Source organism: uncultured Peptoniphilus sp., assembly GCF_946998875.1.
Taxonomy (GTDB): domain Bacteria; phylum Bacillota; class Clostridia; order Tissierellales; family Peptoniphilaceae; genus Peptoniphilus_A.
This window is the reverse complement of sequence record NZ_CAMQAY010000011.1, coordinates 1-22488: the sequence shown is the minus strand read 5'-3', so window position 1 is coordinate 22488 and position 22488 is coordinate 1. Positions and strand designations below refer to the sequence as shown.

The 22488-nt window shown below is 33.5% G+C and carries 18 protein-coding genes and 1 tRNA gene; 17 read left to right on the top strand and 2 right to left on the bottom strand.

All coding sequences use genetic code 11. The annotated features are described in order from the left end of the window. Positions 1–5: 5 nt before the first annotated feature. The 4 genes from rsfS to Q0U74_RS04705 all read left to right on the top strand — a co-directional run bounded on the left by rsfS (position 6) and on the right by Q0U74_RS04705 (position 2897). Positions 6–365, top strand: coding sequence for a ribosome silencing factor (gene rsfS, locus Q0U74_RS04720; protein ID WP_297392958.1), 360 nt, complete (start codon positions 6–8; stop codon positions 363–365). A gap of 2 nt (positions 366–367) precedes the next feature. Continuing rightward, positions 368–745 carry a RidA family protein gene (locus Q0U74_RS04715; RefSeq protein WP_019125817.1) on the top strand — a complete coding sequence of 126 codons (378 nt, stop codon included), beginning with the start codon at positions 368–370 and terminating at the stop codon, positions 743–745. Between the two features lie 56 nt (positions 746–801). Then, positions 802–1092: a rhodanese-like domain-containing protein gene (locus tag Q0U74_RS04710; RefSeq protein ID WP_297392957.1), complete on the top strand. Its 291-nt coding sequence runs from the start codon at positions 802–804 to the stop codon at positions 1090–1092. 152 nt (positions 1093–1244) lie between these two features. Continuing rightward, positions 1245–2897 carry a DEAD/DEAH box helicase gene (locus Q0U74_RS04705; protein WP_297392956.1) on the top strand — a complete coding sequence of 551 codons (1653 nt, stop codon included), beginning with the start codon at positions 1245–1247 and terminating at the stop codon, positions 2895–2897. Positions 2898–3017: 120 nt separating this feature from the next. On the opposite strand, the gene Q0U74_RS04700 is transcribed toward Q0U74_RS04705, so the two are convergent. Then, positions 3018–3752, bottom strand: a complete 735-nt coding sequence (locus tag Q0U74_RS04700) for a Fic family protein (RefSeq protein WP_297392955.1) — start codon at positions 3750–3752, stop codon at positions 3018–3020. A 202-nt stretch (positions 3753–3954) separates the two neighbouring features. On the opposite strand from Q0U74_RS04700, the gene polA reads away from it, so the two are divergent. The 3 genes from polA to Q0U74_RS04685 all read left to right on the top strand — a co-directional run bounded on the left by polA (position 3955) and on the right by Q0U74_RS04685 (position 7374). Further along, positions 3955–6612: a DNA polymerase I gene (gene polA / locus Q0U74_RS04695; protein ID WP_297392954.1), complete on the top strand. Its 2658-nt coding sequence runs from the start codon at positions 3955–3957 to the stop codon at positions 6610–6612. After that, complete coding sequence (coaE, locus tag Q0U74_RS04690) at positions 6599–7189, top strand: dephospho-CoA kinase (protein WP_297392953.1); 591 nt, start codon at positions 6599–6601, stop codon at positions 7187–7189. The genes polA and coaE overlap by 14 nt, the downstream gene beginning before the upstream one ends. 109 nt (positions 7190–7298) lie before the next feature. Continuing rightward, a tRNA-Trp gene (locus Q0U74_RS04685) sits at positions 7299–7374 on the top strand. Between the two features lie 100 nt (positions 7375–7474). Here the strand turns inward: Q0U74_RS04685 and Q0U74_RS04680 are convergent. Next, on the bottom strand, positions 7475–7975 hold the full coding sequence (locus Q0U74_RS04680) for an OB-fold protein (RefSeq protein WP_297392952.1): 501 nt from the start codon (positions 7973–7975) through the stop codon (positions 7475–7477). A 232-nt stretch (positions 7976–8207) separates the two neighbouring features. Here Q0U74_RS04680 and pheS point away from each other — a divergent pair, with 232 nt between their 5' ends. From pheS to Q0U74_RS04630, 10 genes are all read left to right on the top strand, one after another. Then, positions 8208–9230: a phenylalanine--tRNA ligase subunit alpha gene (gene pheS, locus Q0U74_RS04675; protein ID WP_019125808.1), complete on the top strand. Its 1023-nt coding sequence runs from the start codon at positions 8208–8210 to the stop codon at positions 9228–9230. 10 nt (positions 9231–9240) lie between these two features. Then, entirely contained in the window at positions 9241–11616 is a 2376-nt protein-coding gene (pheT, locus tag Q0U74_RS04670) for a phenylalanine--tRNA ligase subunit beta (RefSeq protein WP_297392951.1), read from the top strand. Between the two features lie 10 nt (positions 11617–11626). Further along, positions 11627–12178 (top strand): cell division protein ZapA, encoded by a 552-nt coding sequence (gene zapA, locus Q0U74_RS04665; protein ID WP_297392950.1) that lies wholly within the window; start codon positions 11627–11629, stop codon positions 12176–12178. Then, complete coding sequence (locus Q0U74_RS04660; RefSeq protein WP_297392949.1) at positions 12165–14510, top strand: U32 family peptidase; 2346 nt, start codon at positions 12165–12167, stop codon at positions 14508–14510. The genes zapA and Q0U74_RS04660 overlap by 14 nt, the downstream gene beginning before the upstream one ends. After that, positions 14503–16875 carry an endonuclease MutS2 gene (locus tag Q0U74_RS04655; protein ID WP_297392948.1) on the top strand — a complete coding sequence of 791 codons (2373 nt, stop codon included), beginning with the start codon at positions 14503–14505 and terminating at the stop codon, positions 16873–16875. The genes Q0U74_RS04660 and Q0U74_RS04655 overlap by 8 nt, the downstream gene beginning before the upstream one ends. 9 nt (positions 16876–16884) lie before the next feature. Continuing rightward, positions 16885–18594: an arginine--tRNA ligase gene (argS, locus tag Q0U74_RS04650; RefSeq protein ID WP_297392947.1), complete on the top strand. Its 1710-nt coding sequence runs from the start codon at positions 16885–16887 to the stop codon at positions 18592–18594. Between the two features lie 175 nt (positions 18595–18769). Further along, positions 18770–19372, top strand: a complete 603-nt coding sequence (locus Q0U74_RS04645; RefSeq protein ID WP_297392946.1) for a hypothetical protein — start codon at positions 18770–18772, stop codon at positions 19370–19372. 168 nt (positions 19373–19540) lie between these two features. Then, on the top strand, positions 19541–20374 hold the full coding sequence (locus tag Q0U74_RS04640; RefSeq protein WP_297392944.1) for an exodeoxyribonuclease III: 834 nt from the start codon (positions 19541–19543) through the stop codon (positions 20372–20374). Position 20375: 1 nt separating this feature from the next. Next, positions 20376–21098, top strand: a complete 723-nt coding sequence (gene pgeF, locus Q0U74_RS04635) for a peptidoglycan editing factor PgeF (protein ID WP_297392943.1) — start codon at positions 20376–20378, stop codon at positions 21096–21098. 74 nt (positions 21099–21172) lie between these two features. After that, positions 21173–22276 (top strand): lipopolysaccharide assembly protein LapB, encoded by a 1104-nt coding sequence (locus Q0U74_RS04630; RefSeq protein ID WP_297392942.1) that lies wholly within the window; start codon positions 21173–21175, stop codon positions 22274–22276. The last annotated feature ends 212 nt before the right edge of the window (positions 22277–22488 follow it).

Below are 22488 nucleotides of genomic sequence, written 5' to 3'. Positions count from 1 at the left end.
GCAAAATGACAGTAGAAGAAAAATTAGATATTATTTTAAAATCTTGTGAATCAAAAAAGGGAATCGATACAAAAGTTTTGGACATAGGGGGCATGACTTCCATCGCAGATTATTTTGTAATCGTAAGTGGAAACTCCTCAGCACAAGTAGATGCCCTTGCTAGGGAAATTGACGAAAAACTTTCAGAACAAGGCGAAGAGCCTATGAACACTGAAGGCAAAAATTCAAGTAGATGGATAATTTTAGATTTTGGTGATATAATAGTACATGTATTCCACAAGGATGAGAGAGAATATTATAATCTCGAAAGATTGTGGGAAGATAGCGACAATAAAAACCATGATCATGAAAATGAGGAGGAATAATAATGGTTAAAACACTACACACTGACAAAGCACCTGCAGCAGTAGGTCCTTATTCACAAGCAACAGAAGTTAACGGATTTATTTTCACATCAGGACAAATTCCACTAGTACCTGAAACTGGAGAACTTGTATCTGACGACATCAAAAAGGCAACTGCAAGAAGTCTTGACAACATCAAGGCAATCTTAGAAGAAGCAGGATCAAGCTTGGACAAGGTTCTTAAAGTAAATATTTTCTTAGACGATGTAAATGATTTTGCAGCAGTAAATGAAGTTTATGCAGAATATTTTACAGAACACAAACCAGCAAGATCATGTGTTGAAGTAGCTAACCTTCCAAAGAAAGCTTTAATCGAAATCGAAGCTATCGCAGTAAAATAATTATTTCAATAATAGACCCTTCGGGGTCTTTTTTTATAAAAGATAAGTGGTGAAAAATGAAAGAGATAAATGTAAATGATATTGATAAGATTAGTGATGCCTTTATCATAGATGTGCGTGAAGATGAAGAAGTATTTGAGACGGGAACAATAAAAGGGGCAGTTCACATCCCTATGATGACAGTGCCAAATAACTTAAACAAAATCCCAAAAGACAGAGAAATTTATATCCTCTGCAGAAGTGGCAGAAGATCTTATGAAGTGGCATCTTACCTAAATGAACTGGGCTACAATGCCATAAACCTTAAGGGTGGAATTATAAAGTATAAGGGAGAGCTAGTAAAATAATTTTTTGCAATTTATTTTTATAAAAATTTCTTAAATATTTTTTGATAAGGAATTTTTTTTGCAGCTTATGTGTTATAATGCCTAAGGAAAGAACTTGAGGACCGAGTGAATCTCGGTCTATTTTTTTGTTCAAAATAGATTAGGAGAATATATTGAGATTTAACGAATTAAATTTATCTAGGGAAGTTTTGCAGGCGATTGAGGAAATGGGTTTTGTAAATCCATCGGAAGTACAGGAGGGCACTATTCCTGAAATTTTAGATGGTCACGATCTGCTTGCGCAAGCTCAAACTGGTACAGGCAAGACTGCTTCCTTTGGCATACCCATGATTGAAAAAATCCAGGACAATAATTATGAAACTTTGCAGGGACTTGTCTTGGTCCCAACAAGAGAACTTGCAAGACAAGTTTCTGAAGAACTTAAAAAACTTTCAAAACATAAAAAATTTATAAAAGTTGTTGCCATTTACGGTGGTGCAGACATGAGAAAACAGCTTAGAGAATTAAAAAGTGGTGCCAGCATTGTAGTCGGCACTCCAGGTAGGGTAATGGACCACATGAAGAGGAAGACTATTGATTTATCCAGTTTAAAATTTTTGATTCTTGATGAGGCAGACGAGATGTTCGACATGGGCTTTAGGGATGACATGAAGACTATAATCGAAAAGACAAATGATGACAGGCAAACTTTATTTTTCTCTGCAACTTTTGACAATGAGATAAAGGAATTTTCAAAACTTTATCAAAATAATCCAAAGAAAGTTATCATCGAGAAGAAGGAGCTTACTGCAGAAAAAATTAAGCAATACTATTTGGAATTAAATAGAAATATGAAAACTGAAATTTTAAATAGACTCTTATTAATCAACAAGCCAAAGAAGGCAATTATTTTCTGCAACACTAAGAGAATGGTTGAGAGCTTAGAAGTTGAGATTGCGCAAAAGGGCTACAAGGTTGATTCACTTCACGGCGATATGCGTCAGTCTTCAAGAGACAATGTCATGAAAAAGTTTAGAAATAATACTATAGACATTTTAATTGCAACTGATGTTGCTGCTCGTGGTCTTGATGTTTCTGACATCGACATTGTTTTTAACTACGATTTGCCACAACAAGCTGAGTATTATGTCCACAGAATTGGTCGTACTGCAAGAGCTGGCAAAAAGGGAGTGTCCTTTACTTTTGTTACTAACAAGGACTATTCAAAATTTAGAGAAATTGAAAAGTATGCCAAGATAAAGATGGAAAAAATGAATCTTCCAACTAAATATGATGTTGAAAAAGAAAGTATGGAAAATTTATTTAACAAGGTTAGCACTAATATTTTAAAGGCTGAAGACAACACTGACTACACTGAAGTTTTAAATAAACTTTTATCCAAGGGCTACAGTCTTTACGACATCTCTGCATCACTTTTAAGGCTGGTAAATGAGTCTTCAAAAAATAAAAAAATCACTGAGCTTGATAAAGTTGACTATGGCAAAAAGTTTGAGATGAATAGAGCTGATAGAAAAGATGGAGCTAAGAGAGATAGCAGTGGCAAAAAGAATAAGGAAATCAAAAAGATTAAGGGACCAAAGATTTTCATCAACAAGGGCAAGAGAGATGGCATTGACTCTCGCGAGATAATTAGACTTGTGGACAAGTACACCAATGTCTCCCCAAAGGAAATTGGAAAGATTAACATTATGCCAAGCTTCACTTTTGTAGAAATTCCAAAAAATATGATTAATGATGCCATAAGAGATCTTGACGGCAAAAAAATCAAGGGCAAATCTTTAAAAGCTGAATATTCTGAAAGATAAAATTTAAAATTTTTAAATCCCCAAAATGAATTTATTTCACTTGGGGATTTTTATTTGCAAATTTTTAAATTTAGCGAAATTTTTTCACAAAAAAAGGAGGTTGCCCTCCTTAATAATTTATTATTTATCGTATGAAATTTTAAAATAATCTAAGTAAGTTTTAAACCTATCTTGTGCCGACAAGCAAGTCTCAACTAAAAATCCCTTTTCTTTTTTATAATTTGAAAGCCCTCTATAATAGAAAAACTTTAAATTTTCACTAATAATAAAGGGTACAATATTATTTTTTAGGCATTCCTTAAAAATAATTAATCTTCCAACTCTGCCGTTGCCATCTTGAAAGGGGTGAATTTTTTCAAAATTATAGTGAAAGTCAATTATATCGTCCATGGTTTTTTCTTCCTTTTTATGGTAGGAGTCCAAAAGTTTTTTCATCTCATAAGCTACATCTTCTGGTAAACTTGTCTCATAACCACCAACTTCATTGGGATATGCCTTATATTCTCCAAGATTAAACCAGTCTTTTTTTGAATCACTTGTTCCAGACTTTAACATTTTGTGAAGATTTTTAATAAATTCTTCTGTTAAAGCTTCATCATATAAGTCAATAATTTTATCAATAGCTTGAAAGTGATTTAGGGTTTCAATTATATCGTCAACATTTAAAGAACTATTAGCATCATCAAGACCAATTGTATTAGTTTCAAAAATTAGTCTAGTTTGCTCTTCACTTAATTTACTTCCCTCAATATGATTAGAATTATAAGTAAATTCAACTTGTAATTTATGATAAATTCCACCACTTATTTTATTGTTTTTTTCATATTTTAAAGTATCTAACAAATTTCTATTCATGCCTATATTATATCCTTTTTCCTTGCAATCATCAACAAAACAAGTATTTATGAATTTTTCATATTTGCTGTAGATGAAAATTCTTATGAAAAAAATTATATATTATTTAAAGAGTTTTGATTCTCCAAATAAAATTATTAGGGATTTTTATTTGCAAATTTTTTCTTTTAAACTCTGTTATAATGTAGTAAGGAGGGTTTTTATGGAAAATAAATTTTTAATTATAGATGGAAGTTCACTTTTTTTCAGGGCTTTTTATGCTCTTCCTCTTTTAAAAACTAAAAGAGGTCTTTACACAAATGCAATTTACGGCTTTGTCATGATGGTGGAAAATGCCATCGAGAAAATAAAACCAAGTCACCTTGCAGTTTGTTTTGACATGAAGGGCAAAACTTTTAGGTCAGACATTTACAAGGACTACAAGGGCACTAGGCAAAAGACTCCCAATGAACTTGAGCAACAATGGCCACTTGTTCGTGACATTTTAAAACACATGAATATAAAAATTTTGGAATCACCAGTTTATGAAGCAGATGACATTGCAGGCACTCTTTCAAAACTTGCCAGCCAAGAAAATTTTGAAACTTATCTTTTAACTGGCGACAAGGATTATTTCCAACTTGTAAATGACAAGACAAAGGTCCTTTTAACTCGCAAGGGCATAACTGAAATGGACATCATAACAGTTGAGAGCCTAAGGGAAGATTATGGCCTTGAGCCTCATGAATTTATTGATTTAAAGGCACTTATGGGGGACCAATCTGACAATATTCCAGGAATTTATGGCATTGGAGAAAAAACTGGACTTAAATTAATTAAAGAGTTTAAAAACATTGAAAATCTTTACGACAATATTGAAAATGTTACGGCCAAAAAGCTAAAGGAGAAATTAATTGACGGCAAAATGTCTGCCTTTATGAGCAAAAAATTGGGAACAATTGTAAAGGATGTGCCAATTGAAGAGTCTTTAGATGATTTCAAAAAAGTGGACTACGATTATGAAAGTCTTTCAAAGATGTATCGTGACTTTGAGTTTAATTCCATGCTTTTAAGACTTCCAAAGGAATACCAAAAGGAAGAAGTGGAAGAAATCTCAGAGGATAATTTTAAATTTAAGGAAATAAAAAACCTAGAAGAACTTGTAGAAAAAATTGAGGAGAAAAAGTCCCTTGCCTTTAAATTTATTTCTGATGGCAAAATTTATGAGGGCGTAAAGCCAATTTATCTTGCCCTAAAAGTTCCTGGTGAAGATGTTAATTTCATTTCTTGGGAAAATATTGATTTCAAAAATTTAAAGAAAATAATGGAAGATGAAGGCATAGAAAAACTTGGCTATGCTTTAAAGGAAGACATAATCGTCTTAATGGATCTTGGCATGGACATAAAGAATTACTGCCACGATGTAGTTATTGCAGAATATATTTTAAATTCCACAAAGAGTGATTACGACATAAATAAAATTTCCATGGACTACTTTAAAAATGGTTACATGGATGAGGAAGACCTCTTAGGCAAGGGGGCAAAGAAAAAAACTTATGCTGACCTTGAAAAAGATGACCTTTTTAAATATTTTGCCTTTATGCTAAACACAATTTACAAATTGGAAGGGCTCCAAAGAGAAAAAATTGATGAAGAAGAGATGACTTCTCTTTACAAGGACATGGAGCTACCTCTAGTTGAAGTCCTTGCCTCTATGGAATATGTGGGCATCAACACTGATGAGGCTGTTCTCGATGAAATTGACGAGAAAATTACTTTAAAGCTAAAGGATTTGGAAGAAGAAATTTATAGAGAAGCTGACGAGGAGTTTAACATCAATTCGCCAAAGCAATTGGGTGTGATTTTATTTGAGAAGATGGACTTTCCAGTTATTAAAAAGACAAAAACTGGCTACTCAACTTCTGCCGATGTTTTGGAAAAGCTTCGTGGCAAGGGAGAAATTATTGACAATATCTTAGACTACAGAAAATTTTCTAAGTTAAAATCAACTTACATTGACGGACTAAAAGCTGTTATAAACAAAAAGACCAACCGCATTCACTCAAGCTTTATGCAAACAGTGACAGCAACGGGAAGAATTTCTTCTACAGAGCCAAACCTTCAAAACATTCCAATAAAAACTGAAGAGGGAAGATTAATTAGAAAGGCATTTTTGGCATCAAAAAATTCAGTTTTAGTTGACGCCGATTATTCACAAATTGAACTTCGAGTTCTAGCTGCACTTTCAAAGGATAAGGAAATGCTTGATGCCTTCAAACATGGCTTAGACATTCACAGAAAAACTGCATCAGAAGTTTTCCATGTTGCTTATGACGATGTGACCAGCCTTCAAAGGTCTGAGGCAAAGGCTGTAAACTTTGGAATAGTTTATGGAATTTCTGACTACGGACTTTCACAAAACCTAAACATACCAAGGAAGGCTGCCAAGGAATACATCGACAACTATTTGGGACACTTTGTGGGAATAAAAAATTATATGTCAAAGGAAATTGAAGAAGGCAAGAAGAAGGGTTATGTTGAGACGATTTTCAAGAGAAGAAGATATATTCCTGAGCTTAGTGCAAAGAATTTTAACATTAGAAGTTTTGGCGAGAGAATTGCCCTTAACACGCCAATCCAAGGTTCTGCAGCAGATATTATAAAAATTGCCATGGTAAAAGTTTACAATGAATTAAAAAAGAGAAAGTTAAAGTCCAAACTTATAATTCAAATTCACGACGAGCTTGTAGTTGACGCTGCAGAAGATGAAGTGGAAGAAGTTAAAAAAATCATGAAGGACTTAATGGAAAATTCCGTTGACTTAAATGTAAAACTTTCTGTGGACATGAACACTGGGGCAAATCTCTATGAGTCAAAGTAAAATCATTGGTCTAACAGGCTCAATTGCAACGGGAAAGTCCCAGGTCTCAAAGTATTTAAAGGACAAGAGCATAAAGGTAGTTGATGCAGATTTAATAGCAAGAGATGTGGCAAATTGTAAGTCTGTAAAAAACAAAATCAAAAAAGTATTTGGCGACGACCTTTACATCAATGGCGAGCTTGACAGAAAAAAATTGGCTGAAATTATTTTTGCAAATAAAATTCATCGTCAAAAACTAAATGGCATAATGCATCCAGAAATATATAAAAAAATAAATAAGGAGACTGAGGGGAAAGAGGAGCTTGTATTTATTGACATACCCCTTCTCTTTGAAAATGAAGATATAAATAAAAAGTATGGACTTGATTTTGACGAGATTTGGCTTGTCTATGTTGATAGGCAAACACAGATAAGAAGGCTCATGGATAGAGACGGAATTTCTAGGGACTATGCAGAGAAAAAAATAAATTCGCAAATTTCTGTTGAAGAGAAGAGAAAAAAAGCAGATGTCATAATTGACAACTCAGGTACTTTAGAAGAAACTTTTAAACAAGTTGAGAAAAATTTAAACAAATAAGAGAAATGTGTTGGAAATTTTCCAGCACATTTTTTTGCAAGGAAAAATTTACAAAATATAAAAATAACTTTACAATTCATGCTTTCTTTGTTAAGATATAACTTGTCCTAGGGGTATAGTTCAGTTGGTAGAACATTGGTCTCCAAAACCAAGTGTCGTGGGTTCGAGTCCTGCTACCCCTGCCAATTACTGATTGCATTTGCAGTCAGTTTTTTTATGCCATTAAAAAACCTTGATTACTTATTACAGCAATCAAGGATTTTTTTGAATGTATAATATTATATTTTATTTAGCTTCGATTTCATCAATGTTTAAATTATAGCCTAAGACTTCTCCAACATCTGTTACATGACCTCTTACAACAACAGTAGAGCCCTTTGAGATGCTGGCAACTACATCTTTTTGTTCATCATTTTGCAAGTAACAAGTTATTCCTGTAATAGTTAAATCAGAATCAACTCCATCTATTCCAATGTACTTTCCAGAACTATCTATTACATAAACTTTTCCAGTTATTTCGAAGTCCTTATCCTTATAAGTTTTTTCTGCATTTAGAGCATTTGAGTCTAAATCAGACAACATTTTGCCAGCGTCAACTGGTGTATATGTAATTTGTTTTGTACTTGTTTCAGCGGCGTTTTTTGTAGAATCCTTTGATTTATCACCCTTAGGCATTACAGCAAATATAATTACAATTACTACTAATAAAATAAACCAAACTCTTTTGTAAAAAGGCTTCTTTTCTACATAAATTTTTCCGTCTTCACCTTTGATTTTTTTTGCCATTGCAAAAACCTCCTTTAAATTTGAATATTTTAAACTTTATAGTTTAATAATATTTCTTAATTTAATTGTATAACGATTTCCCGAGAAATTCAATTGTTAAAATTTTATAGAATATCTATTAAATTTTTCATTTTTCAACTCTACCCCTTGATAAAATGGGAATTTCTATTGAATTTATTTAAAAAAATTTTATAACTATGATATAATTATATATTATGAATTGGAGGTCAACATGAAAGAAAAATTACTTGGAATCAAAGATGAATCCATGAAACTTTTAAATGAAGTTAACACAATTAAAGAAATAGATGAATTAAAGGTTAAATACTTAGGCAAAAAGGGCGAGCTTACTCAAATCCTAAAGGGTATGAAGGATCTTTCTAATGAGGAAAGACCTGTTATGGGCGCTCTTGCCAACGAAGTGCGTGAAGCTATTGAAAAGTCAATTGAGGAAAAGAAAAATGAAATCAATGACAAAATTTTGGAAGAAAAACTTCACGAGGAAAGAATTGATGTCACTTTAAAGACTGACGAACTTATCTTGGGACATAGACATCCTCTAAAGAAAACTCTTGAGGATCTTGAAGATTTATTTACACATATGGGCTTTACTGTTTACGATGGTCCAGAAATCGAAACTGTGGAAAATAACTTTGATCTTTTAAATGCTCCAAAGGACCACCCTTCAAGAGATATGTCTGATACTTTTTATTTTGACAAAAATACAATTCTTAGGTCGCAAACTTCTCCTGTTCAAATTAGGGCAATGAAGGAACATGGCGCTCCAATTCGCATGATATGTTCTGGTAGAGTTTTTAGGTCTGACGAAGTTGATGCTACTCACTCACCAATGTTCCACCAACTTGAAGGTCTTGTTGTAGATGAAAAGATTTCTGTTGCAAATTTAATTGACACTTTAAATTATTTTGTTAAGTCCTTCTTTGGCGAAGACATGAAGACTAGATTTAGACCTCACTACTTCCCATTTACTGAACCAAGTCTTGAAGTTGACACTACTTGTCCATCTTGTGGAGGCAAGGGTTGCAAGGCTTGTGCCTATACTGGATGGTCAATGGAATTATTGGGATGTGGAATGGTTCACCCTAATGTTCTTAGAAACTGTGGCATTGACCCTGAAAAATATTCTGGCTTTGCCTTTGGTATGGGTATCGACAGAATTGCAATGGTTAGATACAAGATCACAGATATTAGAATGATGTTTGAAAACAACAAGAAGTTCTTGGAACAATTTTAAGGAGATAGAAATGTTATTACCGATTAAATGGCTTAAAGATTATGTTGATTTCGATTTTGATGTAAAAAAACTTGCAGATGGACTTTCTAATTCTGGTTCCCATGTTGAATCTGTTATTATTCCATCAGAAGGTTTAGATAAAATTGTAGTTGGAAAAATTGAAAAAATAGAAAAGCATCCCGACGCAGACAAGCTTGTTATTTGCTCTGTAAATGTGGGTGACGAAGTTTTACAAATTGTAACTGGTGCACCAAATGTTTTTGAAGGCGCCATAGTTCCTGTTGCCCTTCACGGCTCTACTGTTGCTGGTGGCGTAAAGATTAAAAAGGGAAAACTTCGTGGAGTTGAATCCAATGGAATGCTTTGTTCTCTTGAAGAACTTGGCTTTGACAATTCAGTTATTCCTAAGGAAGCGAGAAATGGTATTTTTATCTTCCCAGAAGGAACTGAAATTGGAAAGTCTGCTTTGGAAACTCTCTTCATGGATAGCGACATTTTGGAACTTGAAATCACTCCAAATAGACCTGACTGTCTTAGCATAATGGGCATGGCTGTAGAAACTGCTGCATCCTTTGATTTAAAGACTAAGCACAATGAAATTAAAATAGAAAATGAAGTAGATGATTTTTCTGATCATTTTGACGATATAGTTATCGAAACTGAAAACTGCAATAGATATTATTCAAAAATCCTTAAAAATATAAAGATTGGGCCATCTCCACTTTGGATACAAGCTTATCTTATGCAAGCAGGAGTTAGACCAATTTCAAATATAGTTGATTTAACAAACTTTGTAATGCTTGAGTACGGTCAGCCTCTTCATGCCTTTGATTTAGACAGCCTAAAGAACAAAAAAATTGTGGTTAGAATGGCAAAAGATGGCGAAGAAACTGTAACTCTCGATGGCGAAACAAGAAAACTTACAAGTGACGACATTTTAATCACTGACGGCAGTGAAATAATAGGACTAGCAGGAATAATGGGCGGACTTGATTCTGAAATTACAGAAAAAACTGTAAATGTACTTTTAGAAGGTGCAAACTTCAACAAAGAAAACATCAGAAAGACTTCAAGAAGACTTAACCTTAGAAGTGAAGCTTCTTCAAGATTTGAAAAGGGAATCGACCCAAATCTTGCCAAGACTGCTGTTGATAGAGTTTGCCAACTTGCAGAAATGTTAGGCATTGCTGAAGTTGTTGGCGGAAGTAAAGATGTGGGAGATTTTGATAAGGCTCCAAAAGAAATAAAATTAAGACTAGAAAAAGTTAATGACTTAATTGGCGTGGACTTTACAATAGATGAAGTTAAAAATATTTTAAATAGACTTGAAATTGAAACTGAAGTCAAAGAAGATTATCTTCTTGCAAAAATCCCAAGCGTGAGACTTGACCTTGGCATCGAAGAAGATTTAATAGAAGAAGTTGCAAGAATATATGGCTACGACAATGTAGAACCTAAGAAATTAAAGGGAACATTAACTGTAGGAAGAAAGCCAAGATTTAGAAATGTTGAAGACAGAATCAAAAATCTTTTAATTGGTCTTGGTTACTCTGAATTTATGACTTACTCCTTTGTCAGCCCATCTTCTTATGAAAAGGCAAATTATAAAGAAGATGAAAAAAATATTATAAGAATTTTAAATCCACTTGGAGAAGATTATTCAATTATGAGGACAACTATTGTGCCTTCTATGATTGATGCCCTTGCCAAAAACTATGTTAGGGGCAACGAAAATGTTGGCGGATTTGAAATTGGAAATACCTTCTTCCCAACAGATGGTGAGTTACCTGCCGAAAAGTTAAAACTAACAATGGGCTTTTATGATTTAGGAGATTTTTATTATTTAAAGGAATCTATTGAAAAGCTCTTGTGGTATCTTGGCATTGAAGACCTTGAAGTTAGAAGAAAGGAAGTTAGCTTCTTGCACCCAGGTAGGTCAGCTGAATTTATTTTAAAGGGCGAAAGCCTTGGCGTCTTAGGAGAAGTTCATCCAAAGGTTCTTGAAAATTATGGTTTAAAGAAAAAGGCCTATGTAGCAGAACTTGACTTTGACAAAATTGTTGAAAACACTATTGGCAATTACACTTACAAAGAACTTCCTAAGTACCCAACTATGAAGAGGGACTTTGCCTTTGTTATGGATAGAGATATTGACTCAGTTGAACTTGAAAAGATCTCTAAAAAATATGGCAAAGAACTTTTGGAATCCTTTAAGGTGTTTGACATTTACCAAGGTGAAAATATAGAAGAAGGAAAGAAATCTGTAGCCTTCTCACTTGTATTTAGAGCAGCCGACAGAACTCTTGAAGATGCTGAAGTTACAGAAATTTGTGAAAAAATAGTTGCTGAGATTGAAAGCGAAATTAAAGCTAAACTAAGATCCTAAGGAGGCTATTATGTCCGATACAAAGAGAATCGAAGTCACTATTGACGACATGAAATTTTATGTCAAGGGTAATGACAAGGAAGATTACATTAAAGAGCTTGCAGCAGATCTTGACATGAAGATCAAGGAAACTGCAAAGAGTAATTTTAAATTGAATCAAGTGCAGACTCTTGTGCTCTGCGCCTTAAACCTTTTAGATGATTTTGAAAAGATGAAGTCTGACAGGAATGACTTGGCAAATTTAGACGATGACAAAAAAGAAATCATCGAAAAAATGGAAGAAATTAAAGATTTAAAGAAGCAACTTTCAATTTTTGAAGAAGAAAATAAAAAAGTAAATACAAATTTCAGAGAACTTCAACAGAAAACTCTTGATGTAGAGGACAGAAATAGGAAAGTAAATAGAGATCTTCTTGAAAAAAATAAAGAAATTACTGATTTAAAAGAAGAAATTCAAAAACTTGAAGGAAATATTTCCACACTAGAAGAAAAAAACAACAATGCATCGAGAAGAATAATTGATTTGACAAGAGAACTGGAAAGTCTTTATGAAGAAAAGTAAATATGAACTCCTAGCACCTGCTGGTGATATGGCTGCCCTAAGGGCTGCTGTATCGGCAGGTGCTAATGCTGTTTATTTGGGCTATGACGAATTTTCCGCCAGGGCTAAGGCAAAAAACTTCGACAAGGAAGAGTTAATGGAAGCAATTAACTACGCTCACCTAAGAGGCGTAAAAATTTATATTACCTTTAACATTTTAATTGCTGATTTTGAAATAAAAAGAGCCATGGATAGGGTGAAGATGCTTTATGAAATTGGAGTTGACGCACTTATCTTACAAGATTTAGGTATAGCTTGGGAAATCCGAAAGAACTTCCCAGATTTTGAAGTTCATGCATCAACTCAAATGGCAGTAAATAATTTTTACGGAGCAAAATTTTTAAAGGACATGGGTTTTACAAGAGTAGTTCTTGCTCGTGAAACTCCTCTTTTTGAACTAGAAAAAATTAGGGAGCTAGACATTGATGTGGAGACCTTTATTCACGGAGCCCTATGCGTTTGTTACTCTGGCGAGTGCCTCATGTCTTCTATGATAGGTGGCAAGTCTGGCAATCGCGGAGAGTGTGCCCAAGCTTGCAGGAAGTCATATGAAATTTTAGATTTTGATGGAAATAAAATTGGAAAGAGACTTTACTATATTTCTCCAAAGGACTTAAACACCCTAGATGACGTGGCAAAAATAATAAATTCTGGTGGCTACTCCTTAAAAATTGAAGGGCGAATGAAAAACCCAGAATATGTCTACACAGTTGTGTCATCCTACAAAAAATCCTTGGAAGGCAAACTAACTTTAGAGGATAAAAATGATACAGAGCAAGTTTTTAACAGAGGCTTTACCAAGGGACTTTTTAATGGCGACTTTGGAAATGACTTCATATCATCTGATAGACCTGACAACAGAGGCGTTGAAGTTGGAAAAGTTCTTGGGGCGACAAAAAACTCTGCGAAAGTAATTTTTGATGAAGATGTATTTGAGGGCGACGGTCTAGAATTTATTTCTAGCAGTGGAAGATTTGGAATGAGGTCAAATTCCTTCTATGAGGCAAATATTCCTCATGAGATAAATTTATTTAAGGCTCCAATTTTAAATTCTAAAATAAATAGAACTTTTTCAAAAAAACTTTATGAAAAAGTTGATGAAAAAATTGAAAATTTTGACTACAAAAGAGAATTAGATATAGATTTAAGGATAAAAATTGGCGAAAGACCTCTTATTAAGGTAAAAACTGGGGACTTATCTACAAATTTTGAACTTGATAGAGTGGTTGAAGTGGCAAAAAAATCTGGACTAGATAGAGAAAGAGTCATTGAAAATATTTCTAAGACGGGAGACAGTATTTTCCGTGTAAAAAATATTGACCTTGATTTAGACGACAATGCCTTCCTGCCAATTTCTGCCATCAATGAACTTAGAAGAGAAGCCACAAAAATTTTAGAAAATAGAATTTTAGAGGGCTCAATTGATAGGTTTGAAATAGAAAATAATTTAGAAAATAAAAATTTTGAAAAGAAAAATAAAGATAAAAAAAGTAAAATTAAAGTATTTTTCAATAAATTTAAGGACTTGGAAAAATCTTCTTTAAAAGATATTGATGAGATAATAATTCGCGCCAAGGACTTAGAAAAATTTAATAAAAAACATAAAAATCGAGAAGTTTCAATTTATCTCGACAAGTTTTATTCCTACTATGAACTGGAAAATTTAAGGGAATATATTTTAAAAAATCAAAATGTCAGGGGAATTTGGGTAAATAATCTTTCGGAATATCATATTTTTAAGGATGACAGTCTTGAAATAAATGGCGACATTGGTCTAAATGTTTTTAATAAAGTCACTTCAGACTTTTTATGTAATTTAGGCTTAAAGTCTATTACACTTTCGCCAGAATTAAATTCCGGGCAAATTCAAAAAATTATTAACAAGAATGATGCTGAGATAAATGTGATTTCCTACGGCAGAGTGCCAGTTATGACTATGAAGCACTGTCCCTTCTCTGTCATAAAAAATTGCAAGGACGAGAAAAACTGTCCGACTTGCAAGTATAAAAATTATCTCTTGAGAGATGAGAAAAATGTGGACTTTGAAGTCCTAAGACAAAATACTTTTACGGAAATTTTTAATTCTTATCCAATTTTACTGGACGGATATGTAAATAAACTCCTAGAAAACAAGGTGAACCTTCTCATCTTGGCAGATGAATTTACAGATGATGTTGTAAAATTATACAAAAATTACAAGGAAGATGACTTTAAAAAGATAAAAAAGAAATTAGAAAACAAGTACCAACAGGTGACTAAGGGACATATTAATAGGGGGATTGTCAGTGGATAATTCTTTTAAGAGAGCGTCGAAAACTTTGGAGTTTGACAAAGTTTTAGCTGAACTTAAAAACCTTGCAAGTGCAAGTATTACAAATGAATACATCGAGGGCGTGGAGATTTCTACAGACTTTTTTGAGATAAAAGAAAGGCTAAACGAGACCAACGAAGCCCTAAAATTAGTTTTGGCAAAGGGAGAGCCACAACTTTTTGGCATAGTTGACATAAAAAGTATTATCAAGCGTGTGGAAATTGGCGGAGCTCTTTCCGCCGGATCTCTTTTAAAGGTTTCTGACTTTTTAAGAGTTTCAAGGGGTCTTAAAACTTATTTAAAGAGGGATTCCAACAGAGAGGAAGAAATAAAATTAAATTACATCAACAAGTTAATCGAAGATCTTTACACTGAAAAGAGCCTTGAAGATGAAATTAATTCAAAAATTATTTCTGAAGAAGAAATTGCCGACGACGCTTCTCGTGAACTCTTGAGAATTAGAAGAGGAATTGCGGCAAAAAAGGATTCCATAAAAAATAAATTAAATGGAATTTTATCTTCTCATGCAGACTTTTTGCAAGATGCCCTTGTAACTCTTCGTGATGGCAGATATGTTGTGCCAGTAAAAATCGAAAACAAATCCAGAGTTAAGGGTCTTGTTCACGACATTTCTGGCTCAGGACAAACAGCCTACATTGAACCCATGGCAGTTGTTGATGCCAATAACGAGCTCAAGGAACTTTATATAAAAGAAAATCTTGAAATCGAAAAAATACTTAGAGAGCTTTCAGAACTCCTTGCAGAATCTGCTGAAGATATAAAGTCAAATCAAGACAAATTAATTGAGCTGGACTTTATCTTTGCCAAGGCGAAACTTGCCATAGAATATCATGCAAATATGCCAAGGCTAAATAATGAAGGCAGAATTAATTTGATAAATGCCTACCATCCTTTCTTAGACAGAAAAATTGCAGTTCCCATTGACATAAATCTTGGAATAGATTTTACATCACTAATTATCACTGGACCAAACACTGGTGGTAAGACTGTAAGTTTAAAGACTGTTGGACTCTTATCCCTTATGACTCAGTACGGACTACTTATTCCAGCAGAAGAAACTTCAGAGATTGCAGTTTTCGAAAAAGTTTTTGCAGACATAGGCGACGAGCAATCAATTGAGCAGTCCCTCTCAACTTTTTCATCTCACATGGTAAATATTGTTTACATCTTAAAAAATGTGACAAGAAATTCTCTGGTTCTCTTTGACGAACTTGGTGCAGGCACTGACCCAACAGAAGGGGCAGCGCTGGCAAGGGCAATAATGGAATTTATGTTAGAGAAAAATATCAGGTGCATGTCTACAACTCACTACAATCAGTTAAAGGTCTATGCCCTCACAACAGATGGCGTTGCCAATGCAAGTATGGAGTTTGATGTTGACACTCTTTCACCAACTTATAGACTTTTAATTGGCGTCCCAGGAAAATCTAACGCCTTTGAAATTTCAAGACGCTTGGGACTTCCTGATGAAATAATTGAGAAATCAAAAAAACTTTTGTCGTCTGAAAATATTGAATTTGAAGATGTCCTTAAATCTATTGACAAGGATAGGACTAAGATAAGAGAATACAAGGAAGAGCTTGAGAGAGAAAAGCTTGACTTAGAAAAGGAAAATAAGAGACTTCAAACAAAGATAAAAAATTTGGAAGACCAAAAAGAAAAGATTTTAGAGAAATCTCGTGAAGAAGCAAAAAGGCTTCTATTAAACACAAGAGAAAATGTGGATATTATTTTATCTGAAATAAATGAAGTTAGGGACAATATAAGCTCTGAAAACTCAAAGAGAATTCAAGAGGCACAAGACCTCTTGCGTGAAAGTCTAAAAAATTCCAGAAGTGATTCTGAACTTGAAATCAAAAAAGTTTCCAACCCAATTAGGGAAATAAAAGTTGGCGACAAGGTGAGGACCTCTCTTGGAAACATGGCAACAGTAGTGGAACTGCCTGATAATAAGGGCAATGTCCTTGTCCAGTCGGGCATTATGAAAATGAAGATGCCAAAGGAAAGTTTGACGAGAATTGATGTGCAAGAGGACACTACAAAGCACAACACGAGAAATATTTTGAGAAACAAGGCATCTAATGTTAAAAGTGAAATTGACATTAGAGGAAAAAATTTTGAAGATGCCAGAGATATTGTTGATAAATATTTAGATGATGCCTATCTTTCTGGACTAAAATCAGTTAGAATAATTCATGGAAAGGGCACAGGTGTCCTTAGACAAAAACTTAGAGAACATTTTAGAAATATAAAAATAGTAAAATCTTTTAAAGATGCAGAGTACAATGAAGGTGGCGACGGAGTAAGTGTCGTAACCTTAAAGTAAGGAGTCAAGATGATAAATTTTAGAGAAGAAATAATAAAAATACTTGATGAAAAAATCGAAAGTTTAAAGGCAGAAGAAATTGACAAAATGGTAGAAGTGCCACCAAATTATGAACTTGGTGACTTTGCCTTTCCAGTTTTTAGCTTGGCAAAAATTTACAGAAAAAATCCTGCCATGATTGCAGAAGAACTTGCCGGAGAAATTAAGTCAAAATATTTTGAAAAAGTTGAAAACAAAAATGCCTACTTAAATTTTTACATCAACAAAAGTCTTTTGACAGAAGAAATTTTAAAGGAAACTGTGAGCAAAAAAGAAAATTTTGGCAAGTCAGATATAGGAAAGGGAAAAAATATTGTCCTAGATTATTCTTCTACAAATATTGCTAAGCCTTTCCACATTGGTCACATTAGGTCCACTGTTATTGGAGATTCCCTAAAAAGGATTTTTAATTTCTTGGGCTATAATACAGTGGCAGTAAATCATTTGGGAGACTACGGAACTCAATTTGGTATGTTAATCTATGCCTACAAGACATGGGGTAACAAGGAAGAAATTGAAAATGACCCAATTCCTGAACTTTTGAAACTATATGTAAAGGTAAATGAAGTTTGTGAAGAAGATGCAGAAGTAAAAGAAGAATGTCGTTACTGGTTTAAGGAACTTGAAAATAAAAATGAAGAAGCTGTAAAAATTTGGAAGTGGTTTAGAGAGATTTCTCTAAAGGAATTTAACAGAGTTTACGACATGCTTGACATTCACTTTGATTCCTACAACGGAGAATCCTTCTACTCTGATATGTTACCTGAAGTAATAAAGGAAATTAGAGATAAAAACTTGTTGGAAGAATCAGAAGGTGCTGAAATTATAAATCTTGATAAGTATGATCTTCCACCAGCAATTGTTGTAAAATCTGATGGCACTTCAATTTATTTGACAAGAGACATAGCTGCTGCAAAATATAGGGAAGAAAATTACAATCCAGACCAAATTATTTATGTTGTTGCAACACAACAATCTCTTCACTTTAAACAACTTCGTGCAGTTTTAAAGGAAATGGGAGAAGACTTTTGGGACAAGATAAATCATGTTGCCTTCGGCATGGTTTCTCTTGAAGATGGAACTCTTTCAACTAGAAGGGGTAAAGTTGTCTATCTTGAAGATGTTCTTAATAGGGCAATTGATAAGGTTCGTGAAATTCTTGACGATAGAGAAAAAGAACAAGGTCAAAAAATGGAAAACAAGGAAGAACTTGCTGAGGTAGTTGGCATTGGCGCCATAAAATTCCAAGAATTATTCAACGGAAGAATCAAGGACTACACTTTTAACTGGGACAAAACTCTTTCCTTTGAAGGAGAAACTGGACCTTATGTGCAATATGTTCACGCAAGAATTTGCTCCCTATTAAAGAAGGGCGACTTTGACATAAATAATGAAATTGACGCAAGCCTTCTTACAGAAGAAAGTGAAATTAATATTATAAGAAGTCTTTACAACTTCACCAATGTTGTAATTGATGCTTGTGAAAAGAATGAACCTTACTTTATCACAAGATACACAGTTGAACTTGCAAAGAACTTCAACAAATTTTACAATCAAACACAAATTTTAGTTGATGATGAAAAATTAAAAAATACAAGACTTATGCTTTGCTTCGCAGTTAAAAATGTAATAGCAAGTGGACTTGACTTACTTGGAATCAAAGCACCAGAAAAGATGTGATGAGATGAATTTTTTTGAAGACTTACAATTAGTTTATAAAAAGGCAGGACAGGACACACTTTTAAAAATAAAGAAGGCCCCACAATTTTTAATTTTTCCTTTTATATATGGAATAATTTACACTTTGGGATTTTTCTTTATTGGAAACTTCCTTGGAATGTTTCTTGGAGGTTTAATGGGATTTGTAACTCCACTTTTGACATCTCTAATTCTTTCAAGCTACTTTTCTGTTTTAAGTGATTTGATTTACTACAACAGAATTAGTTTTAGGAATTTTTCAAAAACTTTTATGGCTTATTTTGCATCAATTTATTCAGTGTATTTTATCCTTATGATAATTTCCTTTTTGATGCCAGCCCTAGGTGGAGTCATGGGTGCAACAACTCTTGTGGGAGCAGTAATCGCTCTTGCCATTAATCCAATTGCTGAATCAATTTATATAAGGGGAGAGTATTACACATCAGCTTACACTCACTCACTTGAATTTATGAAGGAAAATTTTCTCCTTTGGACTATACCATTTTTGATTTATCTTGGCATACTTCACCTTCTTGGCTTTGACTTTGCCATGATGATTTCATCAAATTCAATTGTAGATATTCCTCTTGGAGAAAATATAATGACGGGACTATCCTATTTGAAACCAATAGATCCTTACAATATAAAAGTTTTAATAGCCAGCATCATCACTGCTGTCTATGCAATCTTTAGGGGTAACCTCTATAGGATTTTAGTTGGTTCAACAAGAAGAAAGAGAGCCTATATGGGCGAACTATAAAAATTTATTGACTAAAAGACTTGACTAGTTCAGGTCTTTTTTTAAATGAAAAATTTTGCTAGCAATAAAAATAAAATAAATTTAAAATTTAATTGATAGAAATTTTTCTATTTGATAGGATTTAAGGTAAAGATATAAAAATAAAATTTATAAAAATAGGAGGAAAAAATGAAAATAATATCCTGGAATATAGATTCTTTAAACGCAGCTTTGACTAGCGACTCCTCTAGGGCACTCATGTCAAGAGCAGTGCTTGCGACAATAAAAAATGAAGATCCAGACATAATTGCAATCCAAGAGACAAAGCTACCACACAATGGACCTAGCAAGAAGCACAAGGAAATATTGGCAGAAGACTTCAGCGACTATGATTATGTTTGGGTTTCATCTTGTGAACCAGCTCGCAAGGGTTACGCAGGTAACATGACTTTTTATAAGAAGGGTCTTATGCCTCTTGCGACTTTTCCAAAAATTGGAGCGCCAGATACTATGGACTTTGAGGGGAGAATACTTACTCTTGAATTTGAAGATTTTTTCTTCACTCAAGTTTATACACCTAATGCCGGCAATGAATTAAAGAGGCTTCCCCTAAGACAAATTTGGGATGAGAAGTATGCAGACTACCTAGAAGAACTTGACAAGATAAAACCTGTCGTTGCCACTGGAGACTTTAATGTAGCTCACAAAGAAATTGACCTAGCTCACCCAGAAAACAATCACATGTCTGCTGGCTTTACTGATGAGGAGAGAGAGGGATTTACGAACTTGCTAAATAGAGGTTTTATTGATAGCTTTAGACATATTAATGGAGACATTGAAGGAGCCTACACTTGGTGGGCACAAAGAATTAAGACATCAAAGATAAATAACTCTGGCTGGAGAATTGACTACTTTTTAGTCAGCGACAGAATAAAGAACCTAGTTAAAGATTCAAAGATGGTGGACTCTGGAGAAAGGCAAGATCACGCCCCAATTTTACTAAACATCGACTTGGAAAAATAAGATGAAATCCGAATTTTTAGAAAAGAATGGGATAATAAATCTCATAAGTGGAATGGAGTACTCTCTATCCTATGCAAAAGAGGGAGAAAAAGTTAAGGACTATGTTAAAGATATATTAAAGAGACTTGACATAAATCCTAATGAAATTTACTCATGCATCCAAACTCACACAGATAAAATTGCCTACTGTGACGGGGAAAATGGAGATAAATTTATCTACGGCAGAAATTTTAAGGACACAGACGGACTTGTAACTAATAAGAAAAACATAGCTCTGCTCTTAAAATTTGCCGACTGCACTCCCATAGTTCTTTACGATAAAAAGAAAGAAGTTCTTTCCATAATTCACTCTGGCTGGAGGGGAGCAAAAAAGAAAATTCCAGCAAAAGCCCTTGATAAAATGAAAAGGGAATTTAAATCAGACCCAAAGGATATAATCGCCTATATTGGACCGAGTATTGATATAGAAAATTATGAAGTTGGCGAAGAAGTCTACGAGGAATTTAAGGATTTTAAAAACAGAGGTAAATTTTTTAAAAAAATCGGGGGAACTTGGCACCTTTCCATGGTTGATGTAAATAAAGAGCTTTTATTAGATGGAGGAATAGAAGAGAAAAACATAGACATATCAGAGGAGTCAACCTACAACAACTTAAAGCTTCATTCGGCAAGAAGAGAAGGCAAAACCTATGGTCTAAATTCCATGGTGGTCATGATGAAGTAAAGCTTAAGACATATTTTTTATCTGCTAGCATTTATTGTATTGTCAAATAAGAATTAGAAAAAAGAGGAAATTTAATGGAAAATCTTTTTAAAGAAGAATTGAACAAAAAATTAAAAAATATAGTTTTTATAGATTTAAAAGAAGATTATAGACTTGGGGAACTTGTACTTCCATCTGGTTTCTCACTTCCCATAAAACTAGACTATCTTATAGAAGGAATAAAAGAAAAAGAATTAGAAGAAGAGATAAATTTAGAAAAAATTGTAGAGGCAATGCTCTATCTCTTGGGAATTGACCCTGATTTTAAATTTGCAGAGAAATACAGAAAAGTCCTAAAAAAATTAGAAATAGATTTAAAAAATTATGCCATGCACAAGGCATATATAAATCAAGAAGAACCCTTGGATTCCTATATCTTCTTAAGGGGCTATGAAGAAGTAAAGGGAAGGGACGCCGACATAATTTTTAAAGAAGCAAATATATTGGAGTCCATTTACAACAAATTAGAATTAGAAGATGACTACGAAAAGGCAGACAAATTACTAAATATCATTATAAAAAAATACAACGAGGTCTTAAATGAAGATGAAAATTACAGCCTAGCCTATTACAGACTTGCCTACATCAACTTGTCCCTACAAAAATACATCAAGGCAAACATGTACTTTGAAAAATTCATAAAACTATCAGATAGCGAAGAATTAAAGGACGAAGTCAGAAGAGAAATGGAAACAATAAGAGACAGCGTGAACTTTGACTCAGCAAAGACCTATTTATCCTACGGAGAATACGATAAGGCTCTAAACTTATTGAGGGACATCTCTGAAAACTTTAATAAGGATGAAAAGTTCTATTATGCCCTAGCCATCACACACTATAATCTAGGAGACCTAGAAGGGGCAGAAGAATTTGCAAAAATATCAATTGAGAAAAAAGCACTAGAAGAAAATGTAAATTTACTGTCAACACTTTATGCATCTAAAAATAAATTCGAAGATGCCATAGAAATTTTAGAGATGGGACTATCTGAAATAGAAAATTCCTATCCCTTAAACTACAATTTAGGGATCCTATATTTGAACAAAAAAGACCTAGAAAAGGGAATAAAATACCTGGAAAAGGCAAATGAAATTAGTCCAAACAAAGAGCTAGAAAAATTTATAAAAAATTTAAAATAAATGTTGACAGCCTATAAAAACCATTGTATACTATACAAGTTGTCTCTTGAGACAACCTTCTTAAAAAGAGAGTAAAATAAAATAAAAAATTGTAAATTTTACTTGACAAAGAATTTTTAAGAAGTTATAATAAATAAGCTACTTAAAAAAGTAGCAGTGAAACATGATAATTAAATAGTGTGAAGATAAAAAGATTCGTAATAGAATCACAG